This window comes from Mesorhizobium sp. ES1-3, assembly GCF_020164795.1.
Lineage (GTDB): Bacteria > Pseudomonadota > Alphaproteobacteria > Rhizobiales > Rhizobiaceae > Mesorhizobium.
In genome coordinates, this window is sequence record NZ_JAIUGW010000001.1 from 379421 (window position 1) to 399565 (window position 20145).

Here is a 20145-nt window from a genome sequence, read left to right on the forward strand (position 1 = left end):
GCGTCTAGCCTCGCCCGGCAGCGGCGGTGTCGGTCTGTGTCAACAGCCATGCAAACAGTGCCAGCGACGTAACACCAGGCGCGAGCCACCACCTCCCTTCGCGAACCCACGTCCAGAAGCTGAAACAGCCGGCGATCTCGAAGAACGCGGCGGCGAGATAGACAATCGCGGTTTTGATCACCGGCGCTTCCTTCGACCTGTAAGGGGCGCGTCGCCGGACACCGGCTCCGCCATGTCCTTGAGGATCACGCAGTCCGGTCCTGGGCCTCCGTAGCAGATTGCATCGCAGCGTTCGATGAAATCGGCCAAGGTGCGTTCCAGTCCTTTCAATTCCACGACCTTCTCGCGTACCGCGCCGAGATGAACCTGCGCGATGGAGCGCGCCTCCATGCACGACCGGTCACTATCCTCCGTCAGCTTGACCAGCGAGCGGACCTGTTCGATTGGAAATCCGAACTCGCGACATTGCCGGACGAAAGCCAGCCGTCTGCGGTCGGGCTCGTCGTAGGTCCGTTGGCCGCCGGCACGCCGTGCCGGAACAGGTAGCAGCCCGATCTCCTCATAGTAGCGGATAGTGGGCGCGTTCGTGCGGGTTCGCTGCGCGAGTTCGCCTATTTTCATGACGTCGGCTCCTTGTTCGAAAGGACTTGAACCTCAAGCTACTTGAGGCCTTATGTTCTGGCTAGAACCGATCGCCAGGAGAGGGAACGAGAATGAAACCGCACGAAGCCCTGGCCGGCCATCTAGCCGATCGTTGTCGCTGCGCTTATCGCGCGATAGCCGCCGAGCGATATTTGACACTCGAAGGAGGAAGTCGATGACAAACACTAACGCCAATGGCCGCTCATGGCGGAGAGCCATCGGCATCGGCGTGGTCATTGCGGTGATTACAGCCATCGTGATGCTTGCACTGACAGCTGCCGGCGCATCGCCTTTTCCAAAACCACCTTCGCTGGCTTTCGCGGAGACCTTGTTGGGCCGGTCGCTGCCGTTGCCGGTAGGCTTGCTGTTCCACGCCGCCTACGTGACATTCTGGGCGGTGATCTTCGTACGCTATTTTTCGCGGCGCGATCTCACGACGGCATTGGCGCTCGCCGGAGCACTTTGGCTGGTGATCCTTGTGGTCTTCTTCCCGTTCGTAGGGTGGGGGCTTGCAGGATTCAATGTCGGTCCGAAACTTATTCCGGCGTCGTTCGTGCCGCACTTGGTGTTCGGACTATTGCTCTGGGGACTGGACAAATATCTGCCACACAAAGCCTTGCGCACTTCGCATTCCAGTTGAACTGCGGTTGTTTCAGCAAATGCGTCGTTCGACGACTATCGATGTCTATCGCTGAGCAGCACTTTCCTGGAGCCCGCTACAACGCCGAGCGAATGCCGACATGAAGACCGTCAAAAAGTTACGCTTCTGATTTTAAAGAGAAAATCGTCGCAAAAAATTTAGGGGTTTCACCAACTATCGGAGACGGTCGGTTGATTTCCAGACCTCGGAACGTTTGGCTGCGCCCCGACGCCGCCTGCAAAAATACCGTCAGCTTAGGCAGCCGCGACGGCCCGCATCCTCGGCTGACCTATCCGAGAGTTTGACTGGCCAGAGCATAAGTTACCGGTGTAGCCGCACCGTCGACCGCAAAATCGACGAGGCGTTTGCCCATCGACATGGTCAGTACGGTGTCGAAGACCGGCATTCCGCTGTGCGCCAGAAAGGCGGCGAATTCGCCGCTTCCCATATGCGTGTCCACCCGGAGGAAACTGCCCGAATGATCGGCGATGTGCGGCCGGACCACTGCGATGGCATCGGTATCTCGCTCCGCGATGACCGGACCGACGACATGGCCGCGGCCGAAGGGCCGGCAGAGAGCGAAGGCCTTGAGCGCCCCCTCGTCGAAGAGCCCGTAGCCAACAGATTGTTCGAACAGCTTTTCGACAAGTGCCGCTCTATGCACCCCGAAACCGACCGCATCGAGCGCGATGATCGCCGGCAAGTGCTCGGCCACCAGCCGACGCACCTCGCCACACTCCCTGTCTATTCCAGCCGCCGTGGCGGCGCGGGCAATCCCATGGCAGTGATAGACGGTCTTCTCCGGCTTGAAGTCGAGCGAAAGATAGAGCCGCTTTGCCGCCCGGGTCGCATTGAGGCGCAAGTTGCGCCCGACCACGTTGTCGAAGACTCGCTTCATCAGCCACTGGCCGGCTCCCAGCGTCTGCAGCCGCGGCGAGGTGATGACCATCCCAACGGTCGCGAAATCGTCGCCATGCGGGAACCACATGGCCGAGCCGAGCACCCGGCCGATCTCGTCGAGCGCAACGAACCCCCGTCCCGATTCGCGCAGGAATTGCCAGTCCTCGGCGCGATGCGGCCATCCCACGGATAGAGAGTGCGCGTGCAACCGGTCGAGTTCGACGCCTTCGATGTCGCCGATCCGCATCGAGAAGGCATCGATTTTCAAGCTTCCGGACGGCTTCAATTCCATGCCTCTGAAAGACCGCGTAACGAGTGACACACAGGCCACCCATGCTCCTGCCAACGCTAAAACAAACCATCGATACGATTTGCTAGAAAGCCGCACATCGACGCAAGATTCAACTGAAACACTTCCGCTTTCGGCACGCAATCGCGAAAGAAGCCGCACATCCTCTTTCGAATTGTTGCAGCTTATGGTCGACGGCACCAATCGGCGCACCCAAATGTTTGAGGGCAGGAATGGACGTCTTCGATATCCTCGACCGCCTCGTCGCCTTTCCATCGGTCGCCGGCAAGCCAAACGATGACATCGTTGGCTGGATCGAGGCCTATCTCGCGGAAAAAGGAGCGAAGGTAACCCTGCTCCCAGGACCGGAAGGCGACCGCTCCAATCTTTTCGCAACGATCGGCCCCATCGACGTCCCGGGCTACATCTTGTCCGGCCACATGGACGTCGTTCCCGCTGGCGAGCCGCAATGGACCTCTGCTCCTTTCACGCTGCGCCCGGACGGCGAACGCCTTTACGGACGCGGCACCACGGACATGAAGGGGTTTCTTGCCGCGGCGCTCGCGGCTGTATCTCATATGGCGGGCCTGCGCCTTGCCAGGCCGATCCACCTCGCCTTCTCCTACGACGAGGAGATTGGGTGCCGCGGTGTGCCGCATCTCATCGCCCGGCTTCCCGACCTTTGCGCAAAGCCGCTCGGCGTGATCGTCGGCGAGCCGAGCGGCATGCGCGCCGTGCGTGGCCACAAGGGCAAGGCGGCCGCCCGCGTGATTATCAAGGGGCGCTCGGGCCATTCCTCCCGGCCCGATCTCGGGCTCAACGCCATCCATGCGATGTCCGAAGTGCTCGCCGCTGCCGTGAGTGAAGCCGAGCAGCTGACGCATGGTCCTTTCAACCCTGTCTTCGAGCCAGCCTATTCTTCGCTGCAGGCCGGCGTGATCGCGGGCGGACGGTCTGTCAACATCATCTCCGACAGCTGCACGCTGGACCTCGAGGCGCGTGCCATACCCGGTGTCGACCCTGCCAGCCTGCTCGCGCCGGTCAAGGCGCGGGCCGAAGCACTCGCGGCCGGAGGCTTTCGGATAGAGTGGGCGCCAATGAGCGCCTATCCGGCGCTATCGCTGCCGCAAGACGCGAGCCTGGCGGCACTGCTGGGCGAGTTGACCGGCGAAGCGCCGCTTGCCGCCGTCAGCTACGGCACGGAGGCCGGGCTCTACCAGGCTGCCGGCTTCGACGCGATCATCTGCGGCCCGGGCGACATTGCCCGCGCCCACAAGCCGGACGAATTCATTCTCGCCGGTGAACTCGCCGCCTGCCAGCGGATGATCGAAGCGCTGGGTGTCCGTTGCACGGCCTGAAGGGGAACCGGAAATGACATTCCTGTTCAATTCCGATGCGCGGCGCGGCGCGGTCTTCGCCGACGCTTTCGCCAAAGAATTGCCGGACATCCCCTTCGCGATTGATGCTGGGACAGTCGATCCCGACACCGTGCGTTACCTGATCACCTGGACGGTGCCGGAGAACCTCGCCCGCTACAGGAACCTGGAAGTCCTGTTTTCAATCGGCGCTGGTGTCGACCAGTTTCGCCTCGAGGCGGTGCCTGGGAAGGTGAAGATCGTGCGCATGGTCGAGGAGGGCATCGTGCGCATGATGCAGGAGTATGTAACGCTGGCCGTACTTGCCCTGCACCGCAACCTGCCGGCCTATCTGGCGCAGCAGCGCGCCGGCGAATGGCGTGACGTCCTGCAACTCCAGGCCGGATCGCGCCGGATCGGCGTGCTCGGCCTTGGGCAGCTCGGCCAGGCCGTCCTTGACCGGCTGAAGCCCTTCGGGTTTCCCCTCGCCGGCTGGAGCCGCTCGCCGCGGCAGATCGAAGGCGTGACCTGCCATCACGGCGAGATCGGGCTGGAGAGGATGCTCATGGCCAGCGACATATTGATCTGCCTGCTGCCGCTGACCGAGGACACCCGCAGCTTCCTCGATGCCGACCTGTTCGCGAAACTGCCCGAAGGCGCGGCGCTCATTCACACAGGTCGGGGGCCGCAGCTCGACCACGCCGCGCTTGTCACCGCACTCGACCGCGACCGCCTTTCAGCGGCGATGATCGACGTGACCGATCCTGAACCCCTGCCTGCGGACCATCCGTTCTGGTCGCATCCAAAGATCATCCTCACCCCGCATGTCGCCAGCGTCACCCAGCCCGCGACCGCCGCACGCGCCGTCATCGACAACATCAGGCGCCACCGCGACGGTGTCGAGCCGATCGGGCTCGTCGACCGGTCGCGCGGTTATTGAAGTCCAACCAGAAAGGCCGTCCTCATGTCGCTGCTCAAAACCGTCGATACCAACCCAAGCTTTTCGCCACGCGAATCCAAGGCGCTGCCTGAGCGGCTGATTGCCGGCGACCCTGCCTTCAAGACCTGGGCGCAGGATGTCGCCAAGAACGACCTCGTCCATACAGGCGTCTGGGAAGCGACCCCAGGCGAAACGCGCTCGATCAAGGGGGAGACATTCGAGTTCTGCCACATCCTCTCCGGCGTGATAGAAATCACGCCCGATGCCGGCGCGACGATGACCTACCGCGCCGGCGACAGTTTCGTGATGAAGCCTGGCTTCACCGGTATTTGGAAAACGATCGAAACGGTGCGCAAGATCTACGTGACCGTGGGATGACAGAATCCGAGCGAGGTGCTGGCCGGCGCGGAAGATTTTGCCGTCCCCCGCACCCAGCACACAACATTCGTCGGTGGCGGAACCCCGAACAGCGCATGCTGCGTGCCGGGACGCGCTAGGCTCCTGCCGATGCCGCGGAGTGGTTGTCGATGAGCCTGAGCTTCGATCCCGATACGATCCCCCTTCCCGTCGGTCATTTCATCGGCGGGGAGTTGATCTCGGCTGAGGACGGGATCGAGATATGCCGCCCGTCGGATGGCAAATCATATGTTGCCTGTCCCGTGGCCGGCATAGACATGGTCGACCGTGCGGTGGAGAGCGCCAAGACCGCGCTGAAGGCCAGCAACTGGGGCGGCGTCCGGCCGCGTGAGCGCACCAAGGCACTCCAGGCCTGGGCCGATCTGATCGAAGCGGAAGCGGCAACACTGGCCAAGATCGAGGCGCTGTGCTCGACCCGACCCGTCGGCCAGCTTGTCGCCGGCGACATCGCCATTACCGCCGAGCAGATCCGTTTCTTTGCCGAATTCGCCGACAAGGAAGGCGGCGACTTGGCGCCGACCGACGACGGCAGTCTCGGCATGATCATGAGCGAGCCCTATGGCGTGGTCGGCGCGATCACGCCCTGGAATTTTCCCCTGTCGATGGCCGGGTGGAAGCTCGGTCCGGCATTGGCGGCGGGCAACGCGGTTGTGCTGAAGCCCTCCGAGATGACGCCGTTCTCGACCGTCTACATCGCGCAGCTCGCTGTCAGGGCTGGCCTGCCGGCTGGGCTCGTCAACGTGGTCCTGGGCGATGGTCCGACGACCGGCACGGCGCTGACCGGTCATCCCGACATCGCCAAGGTCTCCTTCACCGGCTCGACCCGCGCCGGATCGGCCATCATGGAGAATGTCGCCCGCACCGGCGTCAAGCCGTTGACGCTGGAACTCGGTGGCAAGAGCCCGCAGCTCGTCTTTGCCGATGCCGATCTCGACAAGGCGGCCATCGCAATTGCCGGCAGCGTCACGTTCAACGCCGGCCAGGCCTGCGTGGCCGGCACGCGCCTTATCGTCGAGAAAAGCGTCGCCGAAAGGCTGACGGCCGCTATCCTGGGAAAGATGAAGGCGGTGCGGCCCGGCCCGACCTGGGATGCGACGACGCAGTACTCCCCCATCATCTCCGAACGACAACGGGCGCGTATCGACGGCATCGTGCGGGCAGCGGTCGAGGCAGGCGGCGAATGCCTGACTGGCGGCAATGCCATGGACCACGCCGGCTATTTCTACGAGCCGACGCTGATTGGAGGTGTCGACCAGTCCAATCCTGCAATCGTCGAGGAAATCTTCGGCCCGGTCCTGACGGTGCAGACCTTCGAGACCGAGGAGGAGGCGCTGGCGCTGTCGAGCCATTCGACCTACGGGCTGGCTTCCGGCCTGTTCACCTCCGACCTCTCCCGCACCATCCGCTTCGCGCGCAAGCTCGAAGCAGGCACCGTCTGGGTCAACCGCTACAGCCGCTCGCGCGACCATATCCTGCCGACCGGCGGCTACAAGCGTTCCGGCATCGGCAAGGACCTCGGCCGTGAAGCCTATCTCGCCAATCGAAGGACCAAAAGCGTCCTGATCAGCCTCTAGAGAGATGCCGATGAAGTCCTATTCGATCGCCCTGATCCCCGGTGACGGCATCGGCCGCGATGTGACCGCCGCCGGCTGGTCTGTGCTGGATACGGCGGCCAGGCACGCAGGTTTTACCCTGGCCGGAACCGATTTCCCCTGGTCCTGCAAGTTCTACAAGGACACTGGCCGTATGATGCCGGAGGACGGCATCGAAACCTTGCGCGGCTTTGACGCCATCTTGCTCGGCGCGGTCGGCTGGCCGATGGAGGTGCCGGATTCCGTCTCGCTTCACGGCCTGCTGCTGCCGATCCGCAAGGCATTCGTGCAATATGCCAACATCCGGCCGCACCGCCTGCTGCCGGGTGTGACGGGGCCGCTGCGGGCCGAGAGCTTCGACATTTTGTGCATTCGTGAGAATACGGAAGGCGAATATTCGGGCGCCGGCGGGCGTGTGCATCAAGGCACTCTGGACGAGGTCGCCGTGGAGACCTCGATCTTCACCCGCGCCGGCGTCGAGCGCATCCTGCGCTTCGGTTTCGAGCAGGCGCGGACACGGCGCGGCAAGCTGGCCTCCGTCACCAAGTCCAACGCGCAGAAATATTCGATGGTGTTCTGGGACGAGATCACGCGAAAGCTGGCTGCGGAGTACTCTGACGTCGTTGTGACCAGCTATCATGTCGACGCGCTGGCCGCGCGCATGATCATGGCGCCGGAGAGCCTCGACGTGGTCGTCGCCTCCAACCTGTTCGGCGATATCCTCACCGACATCGGCGCGGCGATCCAGGGCGGGCTCGGCTACGCCGCCTCCGCCAACATCAACCCCGACCGCTCGGCGCCGTCCATGTTCGAGCCGGTGCACGGCTCCGCGCCCGACATCGCGCATCTGGGCATCGCCAACCCGATCGCCACCATATGGTCCGGCGCGATGATGCTCGAACATCTCGGCGAAACGGCCGCGGCCGGCCGCATCCTGAAAGCCATCGAAGCGACAACCGCGCGCGGCATTGGCACCACTCCTGGCAAAGACAGAACGGAGACCATCACGGCCGCCGTCGTGACAGCACTCTCCTGATTGCAAGGTCGTTTTCGATGAAAAACCTGAAAGACAAAAGTCTCTTCCGCGAAGCCGGCCTGATCGACGGTAAGTGGGTCGCTGCCCGCTCCGGCAAAACGGTCGATGTTCTCGACCCGGCGACCCAGTCGGCGATCGGCTCAGTGCCCGACATGGCCGGTGCGGAGACCCGCGCGGCGATAGAGGCCGCGGCTTCCGCCTATCGGGACTGGAGGAAGAAGACCAACGCCGAACGCGCGGCGCTCCTGGAAGCATGGCATGGCCTGATGCTGGCCTATCTTGACGATCTGGCGCTGATCCTCACGACGGAACAAGGCAAGCCGCTGGACGAGGCCAAGGGCGAGATCCGCTACGGCGCATCCTTCGTCAAATGGTTTGCCGAGGAAGCGCGCCGCATCAACGGCTACACCATCCCCTCGCCCACATCAGACCGCCGCATCATCGTGCTGAAGGAGCCGGTCGGTGTTTGCGGCATCATCACGCCGTGGAACTTTCCCAACGCGATGATCACCCGCAAGGTCGCGCCGGCGCTGGCCGCCGGCTGCACGGTGGTGATCAAGCCGTCCGAGTTCACGCCCTATTCGGCACTGGCGCTCGGCGTGCTCGCCGAACGGGCCGGCATCCCCCCCGGCGTCATCAACATCGTCACCGGCATGCCGGCCGAGATCGGCAACGAGATCATGGCGAACGAGACGGTTCGCAAGATCTCCTTCACCGGCTCGACGCGAGTCGGTTCGCTGCTCATGCGCGGCGCGGCCGACAGCGTGAAGCGCTTGAGTCTAGAACTCGGCGGCAACGCACCCTTCATCGTTTTCGACGACGCCGATCTCGATCTCGCCGTCGAGGGCGCACTCGTCTCGAAATTCCGCAATGGCGGCCAGACCTGCGTCTGCGCCAACCGCATCCTTGTCCAGGCCGGCGTCTATGAAACCTTCGCCGCGAAGCTCACCGCCCGTGTCAACGCCATGACGGTGGGGCCCGGCACGCAGCCCGGCATCGCGATCGGGCCGATGATCAACATGGCGGCGGTGGAAAAGATAAACCGCCACGTCGAGGACGCGCTCGCCAAGGGTGCCGAGATCATCACGCAGAAGCCGGCTTTGCCGGAGGGCCTGCAATATGTCGCGCCGCTGGTGCTGACCGGCGCCACGAACGAAATGCAGCTTGCCGACGAGGAGACCTTCGGCCCGGTCGCACCGCTTTTCCGTTTCGAGACGGAAGAGGAAGCGATCGCGCTGGCCAACGGCACGCCCTACGGGCTTGCCTCTTACTTCTACACCGAAAATTTGAAACGCGCCTGGCGCGTCGGCGAAGCGCTGGAGTTCGGCATGGTGGGCTTGAACACCGGCTCGGTCTCGATGGAGGTGGCGCCCTTCGGCGGCGTCAAACAGTCCGGCCTCGGGCGCGAAGGCGCGCAGGCGGGCATCGAGGAATATCTCGAGATGAAGAGCTTTCACATGGGCGGGCTCGGCTGAGGCGATTTTTGCCGAGGCCGGGCCGGATCGGAGGTCACTGGATCCGGTCGAGCGCCTTATAGTAGAGGCCGACAATAGGCAGGAACCAGGGCTTGCCCGAATAGCCTGGGATGGCAGGCCACTCGAGTCCTTTCAGCGGATTGCGGTCGTCGCGGCCGAGCATGGCATCGGCCATGACCATGCCGAGATGGGTGGAAAGCTGCGCGCCGTGGCCGGAATAGCCCATCGCGTACCACTCCCCGTCATGGTAGCCGGCCCGCGGAAAGCGGTCCTTGGTCATGTCGACCAGCCCGCCCCAGCAATAGTCGATCTCGACCCTGGCGAGTTGCGGGAAGATCGTGGCCAGGCTTGCCTGCAATATCTGGCCGCTCCTGGCGTCGGAGCGCTGGTCCGATGTCGCCGAGAAGCGTGCGCGGCCGCCGAAGATCAGGCGATTGTCGGGCGAAAGCCGGAAGTAGTTGCCGATGTTCATCGAGGTCACGCAAGTGCGGTTGCCCGGCATGGTCGCGGCGATCTCCGTGTCGCTCAACGGCCGCGTGGCGATGATGAAGCTGCCGACGGAGATGATCCTGCGGCGGAAATAGCCGAAATCAGGCGTGGTATAGGCGCCGGTCGCCACCAGCACATTGTCGGCGCTGATGCGGCCACGCGACGTGGTCAACTCATGCCTTTTTCCCACCTGCTTGCGATCCGTCACCGCCGCGTTCTCATGGATAATTGCGCCGTGACGGGCAGCCGCCGTGGCCAGCCCGGCCACATAGCGGCCCATATGCATCATCGCGCTCTTCTTCGACAGCATCGCGCCATGGAAAGGCGAACCGATTTCGGATTTCAGATCGTCTACCGACAGCAGCGCCGTGTCCGGATCCACCTCGGCATGGAGGGCTTCGAAGTTACGGGCGATCGATGCAAAATGCTGCGGCTTGGAGGCGAGCTTGAGCTTGCCGGCACGGCGGAAACTGCAGTCGATGCTCTCCTGCGCGATCAGCGCCTCGATCGTGTCGACGGAGTCGTCCAGCGCCCGGTAGAGGGCGATCGCGCGTTCCTTGCCGAGCTCCGCCTTGGCCGAGAGGTAGCTATGGGCAAGCCCGTTGTTCAGATGCCCGCCATTGCGCCCGGATGCCCCCCAGCCCACGCGCTCCGCTTCCAGCACCGCCACCTTGGCGCCGGCCTTCGCCAATTGGCGCGCGGCGGCGAGACCGGTGAAGCCGCCGCCGATGACGGCGGCATCGTAGTGCCCCTCGACCGGGCCTTGCGCCGCGCCGGAAAATGCGGGGGCTGTGTCGTGCCAGTAGGAGACGAACTTCATCGGCAATCCGCCTGTTTTAGAGACCGACCACGCCTGGAAGGCCCGAAATGTCTGATATCTCGACGTAGCCGTAGTAGGGGTTGGCCGGTTCGTGACCGCGGTTGACCCAGACCTTGTTCTTGATGCCGAGATCGTGCGCCGACATCAGGTCGTAGCGGAACGAGGACGAGCAGTGAAGAACGTCCTCCGGGCCGCAGCCCAGCCTATCGAACATGTATTCGAAGGCCTTGAAGCGGGGCTTGTAGGCCTGCGCCTGCTCGGCCGTATAGACAGCATGGAAGGGCGCGCCGAGCTTCTCGACGTTGGACATGATCTGCGCATTCATGGCGTTGGACAGGATGACCAGCGGAATTTCTTTGGCGACCTTTGCCAAGCCGGCCGGGACATCCGCGTGAGGCCCCCAGGTCGGCACACGCTCATAGACCAGCCTGGCGTCATCGGGGCTGAAGGCAACGCCATTGCGCTTGCACGTGCGCTCGAGCGCGTTGTGGACGACGTCGGCATAGGGCTTCCAGTCGCCCAGGATCTCGTCGAGCCGGTACGCCGCGAAGTTCTTGATGAACTCCTGCATGCGCGGCTCGTCGAGCCGGCTGCCATAGAGATCGCGCGCCGCTTCCGCCATCTGGAAGAAGGTCAACGTGCCATAGCAGTCGAAGGTGATATATTTGGGCCTGAAAGAAGCCATGTCCGTCGATCTCCGGTGGAAGCACTTCCGCGTTGGGATATATTTCATCATAGGCCGGCGGGCGGCGAGCCACCTGACCGAAATAGCCTTCCCGAAAGCAGAAAGTTTCGTATCCGCCTGCTGGTTTGGCACGCCGTAGCATCCCGACGGTCAATGGGCCTGCCTTCCCTGACCTGAAACGCATCCGCCACGGGCGGCGCCAGCACAAGATGCGGCGCACCGCTCACGCTACGGCGAAAGATGTCGCCGAAGCCAGCGCCTTCAGACGATCTGCGGCGCGCCGATGGTCGAGACTTACGTCAGACGGAAGGGTGCCTCATGCAGCAGGAAGAGATCAAAATCCACGCGTTCGGGCCGAACCATATCGAGGGCGCCGTCGCGCTTTCGCGTCAAGAGAATTGGCCGCATCGTCCGCAGGACTGGCAGATGGCGTTGCAACTCTCCAGCGGCGCGGTCGCGCTCGGCGCCCACGGCCAGGTCACCGGGACCATCCTGGTCACGCCCTATGGCGATGAATGCGCCATGATCAACATGGTGATTGTCGACAGGAATGTGCGAGGCAAGGGGCTCGGTCGCCGGCTGATGGAACAGGCGTTCGCCCTTGCCGAAGACCGTCCGCTGCGGCTTGTCGCGACACGGGATGGCATGCCTCTCTACGAGAAACTGGGCTTTGTGCCCTCCGGCACGGTCGTGCAGCATCAGGGCCATGTCGCGGAGCTCGATGCGCCTGCCGCCGGGGTGGAGGCCGCGGCCATTGTCGACCTGCCGAAAATCAAGGCGATGGACCGCGACGCCTATGGCGCGGACCGTGAAGCTCTGATCGATGCGCTTGCCGAGCGCGGGGAATTCGCCGTCGTCCGCCGCAACGGCGCCATCGAGGCCTATGCGGCGATCCGCCCGTTTGGACGCGGCGAGGTGATCGGCCCTGTGATCGCCGGAAGTGTCGAGGACGCCAAGGGCCTGATCAGCTTTTTCGCCGCGTCGCGCCCCGGTGCCTTCCTGCGCGTGGACACCGACAGCAGGAGCGGCATCGCCGATTGGCTCACGGAAATCGGCCTCGCCCATGTCGGCGGCGGCGTGACCATGGACCGTCCATCCAAGCCGGACGCGGCACAGGCGCGGCCAAAAGTTTACGCACTCGCCAACCAGGCGCTCGGCTAGAGCCGGATGATTTCGGATCAAGTCGATCCGAAGTCTGAATCCGGCTCTAAATCAAAGGGATAGGGCATGATGTCGTCCGAAAACCGCTTCACGCTTTTCGGCATCATGCTCTAGCCGGAGGTATCAATGCTCGCCAATTCCCTGATCGAACTCGACCGCGCCCATCTTATTCATCCGGTTTCGTCATATCGCGGCCACGAGGCGCTTGGCGTGCGTGTGCTGAAATCGGCAAAGGGTGCGACCGTGACCGATGCGTCCGGCAAGCAGCTCGTCGACGGTTTCGCAGGATTGTGGTGCGTCAACGCAGGCTACGGTCATGACAGCATCGTCGAGGCGGCGGCACGGCAGATGCGCGAACTTCCCTACGCTACCGCCTATTTCGATCTCGGCTCGGAACCGGCCATCCGCCTCGCCTCGGAACTGGCCGAGCGTGCGCCTGGGGATCTCAATCACGTCTATTTCACGCTCGGCGGATCGGACGCGGTCGACAGCACGATCCGTTTCGTCCGCTACTACTGGAACGCCAAGGGCGAGCCGCAGCGCGACCAGTTCATTTCGATCGAGCAGGGCTATCACGGATCGTCGGTGGTCGGTGCCGGCCTGACCGCGCTGCCCGCTTTTCACGTCGGCTTCGGCATCCCTTTTGAATGGCAGCACAAGATTCCGTCCCCCTATCCCTATCGAAACCCGGCCGGCGAAGACGGGAACGCGATCATCGCAGCCTCGCTCACCGCGTTGAAGACCAAGATCGAGGAGATTGGGCCGAAGCGGGTCGCCGCCTTCTATGCCGAGCCGATCCAGGGCTCGGGCGGTGTCATCGTCCCACCGAAAGGCTGGATCAAGGCGATGCGCGAGCTCTGCCGGGAGTACGGCATCCTGTTCATCGCCGACGAGGTGATCACCGGATTCGGCCGCACGGGACCACTGTTCGCCTGCACGGAGGAGGACATCGTTCCCGATTTCATGACGACAGCCAAGGGTTTGACCTCGGGCTATGTTCCGATGGGCGCGGTGTTCATGGCCGATCATGTCTACGACGTGATCGCCGATGGCGCGGGCGCTTCGGCGGTCGGTCATGGCTACACCTATTCCGCCCATCCCGTCAGCGCCGCCGTCGCGCTCGAAGTGTTGAAGCTCTATGAAAATGGGCTTTTGGAGAACGGCATCAAGGCCGGCGCACGCCTGATGGCGGGATTGGCCGGCCTGAGCGATCATCCGCTCGTCGGCGAGGTGCGCGGTCGTGGCATGCTTGCCGCAGTAGAGCTGGTGACCGACAAGCAGAAGAAGACGCCGCTTCCGGCCTCGGCCATGCCGGCGCGGCGGGTCTTCGACAGGGCGTGGGACAATGGCCTGATCATCCGCGCCTTCGCGCATGGAGTCCTCGGCTACGCGCCGCCGCTGTGCTGTACCGACAGCGATATCGATGCGATCATCGACCGCACGCGCCGAACGCTGGACCAGACGCTGGACGATCCCGATGTCCGCCAAGCTCTGGCATGAGGGGCAGCGAAATATGTCGGGTTTCGAAATATCGCCGGGGCAGACGATTTCGCAATTTTGTGCCGCGCACTTGCGCCTTTTCGGCAAATCCAGCGCGAGGGAAGTGCCAGACTGCAGCTAAGACAAGGCCAGAAAGCCCGATTTTCCGGGCCTTCGGAAACGGCCGACGCCCCGGGCAGCACGGAATTTTGTTCTGTTCAGCACATGCATTTCGGCAGCGCAGAGGAGAGCCAGTCTTGGTCAGGGGCTTTAGCAAATTCAAATACATGACCTTCGATGTGGTCGGCACGCTGATCGACTTTGAAGGCGGCATTACGACCTGCCTGGCTGGCATTGCCGCCGAGGCCGGCGTCTCGATCGATGGCGAAGAGGCGCTGGCCCTTTACCGGCAGGCCCGCTACATGCCCGATGCAGGCCTGTTTCCCGACGATCTCGTTCGTGTCTACAGGGTCATCGCGCCGCCGCTCGGCCTACCGGCCGAGGAGAAATACGGCATCCGTCTGCGGGATTCTGCCAAGCTCTGGAAAGGCTTCCCCGACAGCGCGGCGGCAATGGCAGACCTTGCGAAGTCGCACAGACTGATCGCCATGACAAATGCACGGCGCTGGGCGCTCGAACATTTCGAAAAGCAGCTGGGCCTGCCCTTTTTCGCCACCTTCACGGCAGACGATACAGGCACCGAGAAACCGGACCCGGCCTTTTTCCAGAAGGTCTTCGACTTCGTGGCGGCCCATGGCGACAGCAAGGACGACATCCTGCACGTCGCGCAAAGCCAGCACCACGACATCGGCATATCCCGGGCGCTTGGCATGACCAATTGCTGGATCGAGCGCCGGCATGCGCAGAAGGGCTATGGCGGCACGATCGAGCCTGAGCGCTTCACCGTGCCGGACCACCACTTCACCTCGATGGCAGCCCTGGCGGCGGCCGTGCGGGAAAGCCTGAAGGAACGAACCTAAGCCAGGCCGGAAAGCGCGCGGCAAGACGGGCATCCGGACCGAGAAATCAACAGAAAGGGGAATGACATGACCGACAAGATCACCAACTGGACCAGCGCAGACGATGCCATGGTCGAAAGCGCCATTCGGCGGGGCGCGAGCCGCCGCGAACTCCTCAAGATGCTGCTGGCCGGCGGCGCCGCGGTTGCCGCGGGCAGCTTGGTGCTCGGACGAGCGACCCAAGCCGTCGCCGCCACGCCTGTTTCCGGCGGAAATTTGAAGGCGGCCGGCTGGTCGTCCTCGACCGCCGATACGCTCGACCCGGCAAAGGCGTCGCTCTCCACCGACTATGTCCGCTGCTGCTCGCTCTACAACCGCCTCACCTTCCTCGACAAGGACGGCGTCACGCAGATGGAACTGGCCGAGAGTTTCGACAGCAAGGACGCCAAGACCTGGACCGTGAAGCTACGCAAGGGCGTTACCTTTCACGACGGCAAGGACCTCACCGCCGACGACGTCGTCTTCTCGCTGAAGCGCCATCTCGACAAAGCGGTCGGCTCCAAGGTCGCCAAGATCGCCGCGCAGATGACCGGCTTCAAGGCGGTCGACAAATCGACCGTCGAGATCACGCTCGCCGACCCGAACGCCGACCTTCCGACCATCCTTTCGCTGCATCACTTCATGATCGTCGCCGACGGCACCACCGACTTCTCCAAGGGCAACGGCACCGGCGCCTTCGTGCTGCAGACGTTCGAACCGGGCGTGCGGTCCGTCGTCACCAAGAACAAGAACTACTGGAAGTCGGGCAAGCCCTATCTGGACTCCTTCGAGTTCATCGCCATCAGCGACGACAGTGCCCGCGTCAACGCCCTGCTTTCCGGTGACATCAATTTCGCGGCCTCGATCAATCCGCGCGCCATGAAGCTCATCGGGGGCCAGCCGGGCTTTGAACTCTCGAAGACGACTTCGGGCAACTATACGGATCTCAACATCCGGCTCGACATGGACCCGGGCAACAAGGCCGACTTCGTGGCCGGCATGAAGTATCTCGTCAACCGCGAGCAGATCGTCAAATCGGCACTGCGCGGCCTCGGTGAAATCGGCAACGACCAGCCTGTCTCGCCGGCGAACATCTTCCACAATGCCGACCTTAAGCCGAAGGCTTTCGACCCCGACAAGGCGAAGTTCCACTTCCAGAAGGCGGGCCTGCTCGGCCAGTCAATCCCGGTGGTCGCGTCCGACGCCGCGACCTCGTCGATCGACATGGCTGTCATCATCCAGGCCGCCGGCGCCGACATCGGCATGAAGCTCGACGTGCAGCGCGTCCCGGCAGACGGCTACTGGGACAATTACTGGCTCAAAGCGCCGGTCCATTTCGGCAATATCAATCCGCGCCCGACACCGGACATCCTGTTCTCGCTCCTTTATGCCTCCAACGCGCCCTGGAACGAGAGCCAGTACAAGTCCCCGAAGTTCGACAAGCTGCTGATCGAGGCGCGCGGCTCGCTCGACCAGGCCAAGCGCAAGGAAATCTACAACCAGATGCAGGCCATGGTCTCCGAGGAGGCGGGCACCATCATCCCGGCCTACATTTCCAACGTCGATGCCCTATCCAGCAAGGTGAAGGGTTTGGAGGCGAACCCGCTTGGTGGCATGATGGGCTACGCAATGGCCGAACACCTGTGGCTCGAAGCCTGAGAGGGTCCTGCCGGGGACCGGACAGCCGGTCCCCGGCACCTATTGCGCAACTTGGCTTGGCCGAACGCAACCGCAGGAGCGCTTCCATGACGTCTGGGGTTCTAAACCTCGTGTTGAAGCGGCTGGCGATCGCGGTCGTCACCCTTCTGATCGTCCTGTTCGCGGTTTTCTTCGCCACCAGCATGCTGCCTGGCGACACCGCGTCGATCCTGCTCGGCCAGGCGGCGACCCCCGAAGCGGTCGCCGGTCTGCGCGAGGCCATGCATCTCAACGATCCAGCGATCCTGCGCTTCCTGCTCTGGCTCGTGGGCCTGCTGCACGGCGACCTCGGCACGTCCTACGCCAACAATATGCCCGTCGCGGCACTGATTGGCGGACGCCTGCTCAACACAATGGAGCTCGCAGGCATCACCACGCTGCTCTCGGTGCCGCTGGCGCTGATGCTCGGCATCACCGCCGCGATGCTGCGGGGTTCCGTCTACGACCGCACCGTCACCATCCTTTCGATCGGCGTCATCTCCGTACCGGAATTCATGGTCGCGACTCTCGCGGTGCTGCTGTTCGCCGTCTATCTCAGATGGCTACCTGCGTTGTCCTCGGTCAACGAGGCTCATTCGCTGACCGACCTCTTGCGGATCTATGCGATGCCTGTGATCACGCTTACCTTCGTCATCTCCGCCCAGATGATCCGCATGACCCGCGCCGCGGTGATCGAAACGCTCTCCACGCCTTATGTCGAGATGGCGCTTCTCAAGGGTGCTTCGCGCAGCCGCATGGTGCTGAAGCACGCGCTTCCCAATGCGCTCGGGCCGATCGTCAACGCGGTCGCGCTGTCGCTGTCCTACCTGGTCGGCGGCGTCATCATCGTGGAGACGATCTTCAACTATCCCGGTATCGCCAAGCTGATGGTGGATGCGGTGGCGACCCGCGACCTGCCGCTGATCCAGAGCTGCGCAATGATCTTCTGCCTCGGCTATCTCCTGCTCATCACTGCCGCCGACATCGTCGCCATCATGTCCAACCCGAGGCTCAGATGATGGTGGCACGCGTCGCAGCCTCCCGACGGTCCTTCCTGGGCCACAGCTACAATCTCGTGGGCGTGATCGCGGCGCTGGTCATCCTGGCATGGACGCTGATTGCCATCTTCGCGCCCTACATCATTCCCCATTCGATCGGCGACATCGTCGACGACGATTATTTCGGCCCGATGCGCCAGGGGCTGTGGCTCGGCTCGGACTATCTGGGGCGCGACATGCTCTCGCGGGTGCTGATGGGCGCGCGCTATACCGTCGGCATATCGCTTGCCGCCGTCGTCATCGCCTGCTTTTCCGGTGTCGTGCTCGGCATGATCGCGGCCGTCACCGGCGGCTGGCTCGACACCTGCCTCAGCCGCTTCCTCGACGCCATGAACTCCATTCCCAGCAAGCTGTTCGGCCTTGTTGTCGTTGCGGCGGTCGGCTCGTCGATACCGGTGCTGATCCTAACGCTCGCCGTCATCTACACCCCGGGCGCCTACCGCTTCGCACGGGCGCTGGCCGTCAACATCAACACCATGGACTTCATGACCGTCGCCCGTGTCCGTGGCGAAAGCACCATCTATCTCATTGGCTCCGAGATCCTGCCCAACATCATCCGCCCGGTGCTGGCCGATTTCGGCCTGCGCTTCGTTTTCATCGTGCTGTTGCTCTCCGGCCTGTCCTTCCTCGGGCTTGGGCTGCAGCCGCCGCTCGCCGACTGGGGCGCGCTGGTGCGCGAGAATATCGGCGGCCTGCCGTTCGCGGCGCCCGCTGTCATCGTGCCCTCGCTGGCGATCGCCAGCCTCACTATCAGCGTCAACCTGCTGATCGACAATTTGCCGAAGAAGATCAGGGACAGGGACGCATGACCAATCTCGTTGAGGTCAGGAACCTGAAGATCGAGGCAACGACCGATGCCGGGCGGATTGTCGAGATCATCAAAGGCGTCAGCCTCGATATAGCCGACGGCGAGATTGTCGCCCTCATCGGCGAGAGCGGCTCCGGCAAGACGACAGTGGCGCTCTCGCTCATGGGACACGCCCGGCCAGGCTGCCGGATCACCGGCGGCGAGATCAACGTCAACGGCAAGAACATGGCAGCACTTTCCGAAAAGGAGCGCGCCAAATTACGCGGCACCGACATCGCCTATGTTCCGCAAAGTGCCGCCGCGTCCTTCAACCCCGCGTCCACGATCATGGAGCAGGTGATCGAGGTGACGCGGATCCACAGACTGATGCCTCCCGAACAGGCTCGAAAGCGCGCGGTCGCGCTGTTCAGGGCCTTGTCGCTGCCGGATCCCGATGGGATCGGCGCCCGTTATCCGCACCAGGTTTCGGGCGGGCAATTGCAGCGGCTGTCGGCGGCCATGGCACTCATCGGCGATCCCAAGCTGGTCATATTCGACGAGCCGACGACAGCCCTCGACGTGACGACGCAGATCGATGTGCTGAAGGCATTCAAGTCAGTGATGCGGGCGGGCGGCATAGCGGGCGTCTACGTTTCCCACGACCTCGCGGTCGTCGCCCAGATCGCCGACCATATCGTTGTGCTGAAGGGTGGCGAAGTGCAGGAGACCGGCACCACGGCTCAAATCCTCTCGGCTGCCCAGCACCCCTATACGCGCGAACTGCTGGCCGCGTTCGAACCGAAGCGGCGGCAAGCGCATGCGGACGCGAATGCGGCAACCAAGCTGCTGCTGCGCATCGACGATTTGACGGCCGGCTATGGCGCGGTTCGGGATGACGGACTGCCCCTCATCCGCGCAGTCAACTCCGTCAGCCTGGTCGTGGAGAAGGGGCGCAATCTCGGCATCATCGGCGAATCCGGTTGCGGAAAATCGACGCTGGCGCGGGTGATCGCCGGCATCCATCCGGCGGCCGCCGGCGAGATCGTCTTCGATGGCAAGGAACTGCAGCGCGCGGCGGGCAAACGAAGCCAGGACCAGTTGCGCGAGATGCAGATCGTGTTCCAGTACGCCGATACCGCGCTCAATCCAGCCAAGCCGGTGGAAGACATCATCGCCCGTCCGCTGGCCTTCTATCACGGGCTCGACAGGCAGACGCGGTCGAAGCGCGTCGACCAACTGCTCGACATGGTGCGCCTGCCCAAGGCGTTGCGCTACCGCCATCCATCGGAGCTCTCGGGCGGCCAGAAGCAGCGCGTGAACTTCGCGCGCGCTCTGGCGGCCGACCCCAAGCTGATCATCTGCGACGAAATCACCTCGGCACTCGACACGGTGGTGGCGTCCGCGGTGATCGAGCTGCTCAAGGAGTTGCAACGGGAGCTGGGGCTCTCCTATATCTTCATCAGCCATGACCTCTCCGTCGTCGAGGCCATCTGCGACGAGATCATGGTCATGTATAATGGGCAGCGCGTGGAACAGATCACGCCCGACAAGGTCAAGGCAGCTACCCACCCCTATTCCAAGCTTCTGTTCTCCTCGGTGCCGAAACTCGATCCCACATGGCTCGACGGCCTCGTCCGCGATCCCGAACTGGTCAGCCAGTACGGCCACCGCTGACTACCTCGGAAACAAACTGGGCAGCGGCATC

The 20145-nt window shown here is 63.3% G+C and carries 18 protein-coding genes and 1 pseudogene; 14 read left to right on the top strand and 5 right to left on the bottom strand.

From position 1 onward, the window contains the following. Positions 1-10: 10 nt before the first annotated feature. A pseudogene (locus tag LB536_RS01820) lies at positions 11-181 on the bottom strand (hypothetical protein); the annotation flags it as partial. Next, a complete protein-coding gene (locus LB536_RS01825; protein ID WP_224589906.1) occupies positions 178-621 on the bottom strand; it encodes a MerR family transcriptional regulator in 444 nt (147 codons plus the stop codon). The gene LB536_RS01825 and the pseudogene LB536_RS01820, both read right to left, overlap by 4 nt. A gap of 196 nt (positions 622-817) precedes the next feature. Between LB536_RS01825 and LB536_RS01830 the strand changes: the two genes are divergently transcribed. Then, positions 818-1282, top strand: a complete 465-nt coding sequence (locus LB536_RS01830) for a hypothetical protein (protein WP_140808394.1) — start codon at positions 818-820, stop codon at positions 1280-1282. A gap of 289 nt (positions 1283-1571) precedes the next feature. Here LB536_RS01830 and LB536_RS01835 read toward each other — a convergent pair whose 3' ends face one another. Continuing rightward, positions 1572-2474 carry a GNAT family N-acetyltransferase gene (locus tag LB536_RS01835; protein ID WP_224590076.1) on the bottom strand — a complete coding sequence of 301 codons (903 nt, stop codon included), beginning with the start codon at positions 2472-2474 and terminating at the stop codon, positions 1572-1574. 230 nt (positions 2475-2704) lie between these two features. Between LB536_RS01835 and argE the strand changes: the two genes are divergently transcribed. The 6 genes from argE to LB536_RS01865 all read left to right on the top strand — a co-directional run bounded on the left by argE (position 2705) and on the right by LB536_RS01865 (position 9286). Further along, positions 2705-3829, top strand: coding sequence for an acetylornithine deacetylase (gene argE, locus LB536_RS01840; protein WP_140808178.1), 1125 nt, complete (start codon positions 2705-2707; stop codon positions 3827-3829). Between the two features lie 13 nt (positions 3830-3842). Continuing rightward, positions 3843-4766 carry a 2-hydroxyacid dehydrogenase gene (locus LB536_RS01845; protein WP_224589907.1) on the top strand — a complete coding sequence of 308 codons (924 nt, stop codon included), beginning with the start codon at positions 3843-3845 and terminating at the stop codon, positions 4764-4766. A 24-nt stretch (positions 4767-4790) separates the two neighbouring features. Further along, positions 4791-5144, top strand: coding sequence for a cupin domain-containing protein (locus LB536_RS01850; RefSeq protein WP_140808182.1), 354 nt, complete (start codon positions 4791-4793; stop codon positions 5142-5144). 149 nt (positions 5145-5293) lie between these two features. Continuing rightward, positions 5294-6757, top strand: coding sequence for an aldehyde dehydrogenase family protein (locus tag LB536_RS01855; RefSeq protein WP_224589908.1), 1464 nt, complete (start codon positions 5294-5296; stop codon positions 6755-6757). Positions 6758-6767: 10 nt separating this feature from the next. Continuing rightward, positions 6768-7811, top strand: a complete 1044-nt coding sequence (locus tag LB536_RS01860; RefSeq protein WP_224589909.1) for a tartrate dehydrogenase — start codon at positions 6768-6770, stop codon at positions 7809-7811. 17 nt (positions 7812-7828) lie between these two features. Then, positions 7829-9286, top strand: a complete 1458-nt coding sequence (locus tag LB536_RS01865; protein WP_224589910.1) for an NAD-dependent succinate-semialdehyde dehydrogenase — start codon at positions 7829-7831, stop codon at positions 9284-9286. 34 nt (positions 9287-9320) lie between these two features. Here the strand turns inward: LB536_RS01865 and LB536_RS01870 are convergent, their stop codons facing one another. Together LB536_RS01870 and LB536_RS01875 are read right to left on the bottom strand one after the other, a co-directional pair. Beyond that, positions 9321-10595 carry an NAD(P)/FAD-dependent oxidoreductase gene (locus LB536_RS01870; RefSeq protein ID WP_224589911.1) on the bottom strand — a complete coding sequence of 425 codons (1275 nt, stop codon included), beginning with the start codon at positions 10593-10595 and terminating at the stop codon, positions 9321-9323. A gap of 16 nt (positions 10596-10611) precedes the next feature. Beyond that, positions 10612-11280 (bottom strand): haloacid dehalogenase type II, encoded by a 669-nt coding sequence (locus tag LB536_RS01875; protein WP_224589912.1) that lies wholly within the window; start codon positions 11278-11280, stop codon positions 10612-10614. A gap of 318 nt (positions 11281-11598) precedes the next feature. Between LB536_RS01875 and LB536_RS01880 the strand changes: the two genes are divergently transcribed. From LB536_RS01880 to LB536_RS01910, 7 genes are all read left to right on the top strand, one after another. Beyond that, complete coding sequence (locus tag LB536_RS01880) at positions 11599-12441, top strand: GNAT family N-acetyltransferase (RefSeq protein ID WP_224589913.1); 843 nt, start codon at positions 11599-11601, stop codon at positions 12439-12441. A gap of 126 nt (positions 12442-12567) precedes the next feature. Continuing rightward, a complete protein-coding gene (locus LB536_RS01885) occupies positions 12568-13941 on the top strand; it encodes an aspartate aminotransferase family protein (RefSeq protein WP_224589914.1) in 1374 nt (457 codons plus the stop codon). Positions 13942-14207: 266 nt separating this feature from the next. After that, positions 14208-14900, top strand: a complete 693-nt coding sequence (locus tag LB536_RS01890; protein ID WP_411966526.1) for an HAD-IA family hydrolase — start codon at positions 14208-14210, stop codon at positions 14898-14900. 66 nt (positions 14901-14966) lie between these two features. Beyond that, positions 14967-16577 carry an ABC transporter substrate-binding protein gene (locus LB536_RS01895; protein WP_140756937.1) on the top strand — a complete coding sequence of 537 codons (1611 nt, stop codon included), beginning with the start codon at positions 14967-14969 and terminating at the stop codon, positions 16575-16577. A gap of 86 nt (positions 16578-16663) precedes the next feature. Further along, on the top strand, positions 16664-17614 hold the full coding sequence (locus tag LB536_RS01900) for an ABC transporter permease (protein WP_224589916.1): 951 nt from the start codon (positions 16664-16666) through the stop codon (positions 17612-17614). After that, positions 17611-18462, top strand: a complete 852-nt coding sequence (locus tag LB536_RS01905; protein WP_140808200.1) for an ABC transporter permease — start codon at positions 17611-17613, stop codon at positions 18460-18462. Before LB536_RS01900 ends, LB536_RS01905 begins: the two co-directional genes overlap by 4 nt. Next, a complete protein-coding gene (locus LB536_RS01910) occupies positions 18459-20114 on the top strand; it encodes an ABC transporter ATP-binding protein (RefSeq protein WP_224589917.1) in 1656 nt (551 codons plus the stop codon). The genes LB536_RS01905 and LB536_RS01910 overlap by 4 nt, the downstream gene beginning before the upstream one ends. Positions 20115-20145 lie beyond the last annotated feature (31 nt).

Coding starts and splice junctions, on each gene's coding strand:
- LB536_RS01825 (WP_224589906.1), bottom strand. CDS start 621: ATGAAAATAGGCGAACTCGCGCAGCGAACCCGCACGAACGCGCCCACT.
- LB536_RS01830 (WP_140808394.1), top strand. CDS start 818: ATGACAAACACTAACGCCAATGGCCGCTCATGGCGGAGAGCCATCGGC.
- LB536_RS01835 (WP_224590076.1), bottom strand. CDS start 2,474: ATGGAATTGAAGCCGTCCGGAAGCTTGAAAATCGATGCCTTCTCGATG.
- argE (WP_140808178.1), top strand. CDS start 2,705: ATGGACGTCTTCGATATCCTCGACCGCCTCGTCGCCTTTCCATCGGTC.
- LB536_RS01845 (WP_224589907.1), top strand. CDS start 3,843: ATGACATTCCTGTTCAATTCCGATGCGCGGCGCGGCGCGGTCTTCGCC.
- LB536_RS01850 (WP_140808182.1), top strand. CDS start 4,791: ATGTCGCTGCTCAAAACCGTCGATACCAACCCAAGCTTTTCGCCACGC.
- LB536_RS01855 (WP_224589908.1), top strand. CDS start 5,294: ATGAGCCTGAGCTTCGATCCCGATACGATCCCCCTTCCCGTCGGTCAT.
- LB536_RS01860 (WP_224589909.1), top strand. CDS start 6,768: ATGAAGTCCTATTCGATCGCCCTGATCCCCGGTGACGGCATCGGCCGC.
- LB536_RS01865 (WP_224589910.1), top strand. CDS start 7,829: ATGAAAAACCTGAAAGACAAAAGTCTCTTCCGCGAAGCCGGCCTGATC.
- LB536_RS01870 (WP_224589911.1), bottom strand. CDS start 10,595: ATGAAGTTCGTCTCCTACTGGCACGACACAGCCCCCGCATTTTCCGGC.
- LB536_RS01875 (WP_224589912.1), bottom strand. CDS start 11,280: ATGGCTTCTTTCAGGCCCAAATATATCACCTTCGACTGCTATGGCACG.
- LB536_RS01880 (WP_224589913.1), top strand. CDS start 11,599: ATGCAGCAGGAAGAGATCAAAATCCACGCGTTCGGGCCGAACCATATC.
- LB536_RS01885 (WP_224589914.1), top strand. CDS start 12,568: ATGCTCGCCAATTCCCTGATCGAACTCGACCGCGCCCATCTTATTCAT.
- LB536_RS01890 (WP_411966526.1), top strand. CDS start 14,208: ATGACCTTCGATGTGGTCGGCACGCTGATCGACTTTGAAGGCGGCATT.
- LB536_RS01895 (WP_140756937.1), top strand. CDS start 14,967: ATGACCGACAAGATCACCAACTGGACCAGCGCAGACGATGCCATGGTC.
- LB536_RS01900 (WP_224589916.1), top strand. CDS start 16,664: ATGACGTCTGGGGTTCTAAACCTCGTGTTGAAGCGGCTGGCGATCGCG.
- LB536_RS01905 (WP_140808200.1), top strand. CDS start 17,611: ATGATGGTGGCACGCGTCGCAGCCTCCCGACGGTCCTTCCTGGGCCAC.
- LB536_RS01910 (WP_224589917.1), top strand. CDS start 18,459: ATGACCAATCTCGTTGAGGTCAGGAACCTGAAGATCGAGGCAACGACC.